Origin of the sequence: Natronococcus sp. A-GB7 (genome assembly GCF_029688865.1) — an archaeon.
Classification (GTDB): domain Archaea; phylum Halobacteriota; class Halobacteria; order Halobacteriales; family Natrialbaceae; genus Natronococcus.
In genome coordinates this window covers 1-2,199 of sequence record NZ_JARUKV010000068.1, presented here as the reverse complement: position 1 = coordinate 2,199, position 2,199 = coordinate 1, and the positions used below count along the sequence as shown (strand labels likewise).

Annotated in this window: 4 protein-coding genes and 1 pseudogene; 2 read left to right on the top strand and 3 right to left on the bottom strand. The window is 46.5% G+C overall.

Annotation, left to right across the window (positions count from 1 at the left end):
* From QA609_RS24590 to QA609_RS24580, 3 genes are all read right to left on the bottom strand, one after another.
* Window positions 1–354: hypothetical protein (locus tag QA609_RS24590; RefSeq protein WP_278305250.1), on the bottom strand; the 354-nt coding region annotated here is incomplete at its 3' end.
* A 60-nt stretch (window positions 355–414) separates the two neighbouring features.
* Complete coding sequence (locus QA609_RS24585) at window positions 415–546, bottom strand: hypothetical protein (RefSeq protein ID WP_278305249.1); 132 nt, start codon at window positions 544–546, stop codon at window positions 415–417.
* Window positions 547–731: 185 nt separating this feature from the next.
* Entirely contained in the window at window positions 732–950 is a 219-nt protein-coding gene (locus tag QA609_RS24580) for a hypothetical protein (protein WP_278305248.1), read from the bottom strand.
* Between the two features lie 364 nt (window positions 951–1,314).
* Between QA609_RS24580 and QA609_RS24575 the strand changes: the two genes are divergently transcribed.
* The gene (locus QA609_RS24575) at window positions 1,315–1,560 is read left to right on the top strand and encodes a hypothetical protein (RefSeq protein WP_278305247.1); all 246 of its coding nucleotides are present in this window, start codon (window positions 1,315–1,317) and stop codon (window positions 1,558–1,560) included.
* 384 nt (window positions 1,561–1,944) lie between these two features.
* Window positions 1,945–2,199, top strand: a pseudogene (locus tag QA609_RS24570) (methyl-accepting chemotaxis protein); the annotation flags it as partial.

Sequence of the window (2,199 nt, the reverse complement as noted above, 5' to 3'; positions counted from 1 at the left end):
AAATTCCTCCTCTGTATGGATACTGCCAAACTTGGTTTGTATGCGGTTTGCCTCACTTTTTGTTGCCCCTGCTTGTGAATAGTCATGCTCAGACACTTCGAGAAGAATAACAAGATGATCAAAATCGGACACCACTGAAATGTTTTCAAGAATCACTCCAAAGAGTCGCACTTCACCGCCGCATCTGAAGACTTTCAGATCACCATAATGCTTGTAGACAAGCTTTTCAGGGGTATAATCTGCTTCTGTAATCTTGAGTAATTGGGTTTGGACGTATTCAGACTGGAATTGATTAAGAGCAGCTATTTCACTGAGTGTTGCTGATGGAATAGATACTCGCGTTTCATCGTCCAAACTGAGCGGCACAGCCTCTGTTTAACATCAATCCTATAAAAAATATCTGATGGGTGATGCCTATTTATTGAAGGCTTCTTCAACCTCATCAAACGATGCAAAATCGAAGTTGATTGCATCTTCTACAGCCTGATCGATGTTCTCTTGAACCTCTTTTTTGGTCTTATCTTTCCAGGCTGATGCACTGCTCATATGAGTCCCTAATGACCCCCACTGTAATCAGTATTTGGGGTAAAATGCCCCAATTATACCCCATACAGACCGAAGAAATAATCTTTTTCAGGGCCTGAATCCTGCGTATTCGACTTGAGTTAATTAGGGGAGTAGTGATTTGTACCCTATTGGTACCCGCGACTTCGGATAAAAGATCGCGCCTATCAGGTGCCGTCGATTTTCTTATCTTCTGACTTGCCCCCACGACGGACTACTTTCGACCTATCATTCTTTGGTTCGTAAGCGTCGGGGGCGACGGCTCTGAGTTCGCCGAGGGGAATGAATCCGATTTGGTCCTCGTTTTTGTACAGATAGGTCCCGTCTGAGACTTTATCGAATTTGTCGCACTCAATTTCAGTACCGTCTTTGAGTACTGCTTTCATACATGATTATGTGCGTACGCTAAGGGAATAAGGGTTCCCGTGCCAGGGTGAAAGTAGATTATTCTTCGTATCATCGACGATCCGCGCTTTCCGGCCTGCGTCCATATCCGACCAGTCGGGATGCTAGCATCTCCAAGGGATTCAATATTGACATGTGATTCTAAAGAGAGCCACCCATTTACAGTCTGTAAGCAGGCAAGTACCCGATTACAAGATATGTGCATACATCGTGTAGCTGAATACATCGACACAAATTCCTGGTGGTCGGATCGCGATTGCTGTTCCTTGGGAATTCAGATCTACTGTAGCTGTATTATTGTGTCCCGCATATTATATCAGGCGTGGGCAGGTTGAATTGGATACTATGGATGATAACGAGATTACGAGGGTTATCAGAGATTCCTTGAACGAAGCAGGTGAGGATTACGAAGAAGCCTATTCTGAAAAGAAGACATTGTATGTGAAGTGTCCAAGGGATTCTGAGGCTCCGCAGCTGGCGTACACTAAAAGAAAGTCATTGGATTCATCTTGGGAGGGAATGCTGATGGTCGACACATTGGATGGAGGTCGAGCAGAGTATTTGACTCCGGGATACTCTCTATCATTGTGACACAGGTTCAACCAGTAGTCATTATAAATCCAAAGTACAGCGAAAACAGCGCCCTTCAGTAACGCTAGTTCCAGATTCAGTATCAAAGGAGTGGTGGACAATCAGCGTCAGACAGGACTACCAGTTTTAAGTGAGGTCACAAACAACGAGTAACCAACAAGATAAGAGAAACACACCCACCGCTAACCGGTGTGGGTCGCCGAAAAAGGGGGCGTTGATTCGCCCCCTTAGGTTGGACACCTAATTCTGCGACCCAGATCGGCTTAAAAGTTCGCCTCTCGATCAGCGGCTGCTATCTCACTCTCGAGATTCTGTCGGCTGCCGAGAGGCTACTCTACGCCAGGTATCGAGAGCCGGCTAATCGCAACCAGAGACTACGATACGATGACGATTGGAAAAGATCCAAACGAAATTGACGCCGAAGCCCCCGATGAACAGGACGTCGCGACCACTCTCGGCTTTGATGAGAGTATTCAGGATGGTCTCACAGACAGTGAGATCAAAGACAGCACTACAGAAACCCCAAGCCGCGAGCAAATGTGGTGCATGCTCCAAAAGCAAGCTAAAACGATCGAGCAGCTGGAGTCTCGGCTTGAAGACGTTGAGCAAGAACAGAGCCGAGCCAAGCGCAACCGCCAA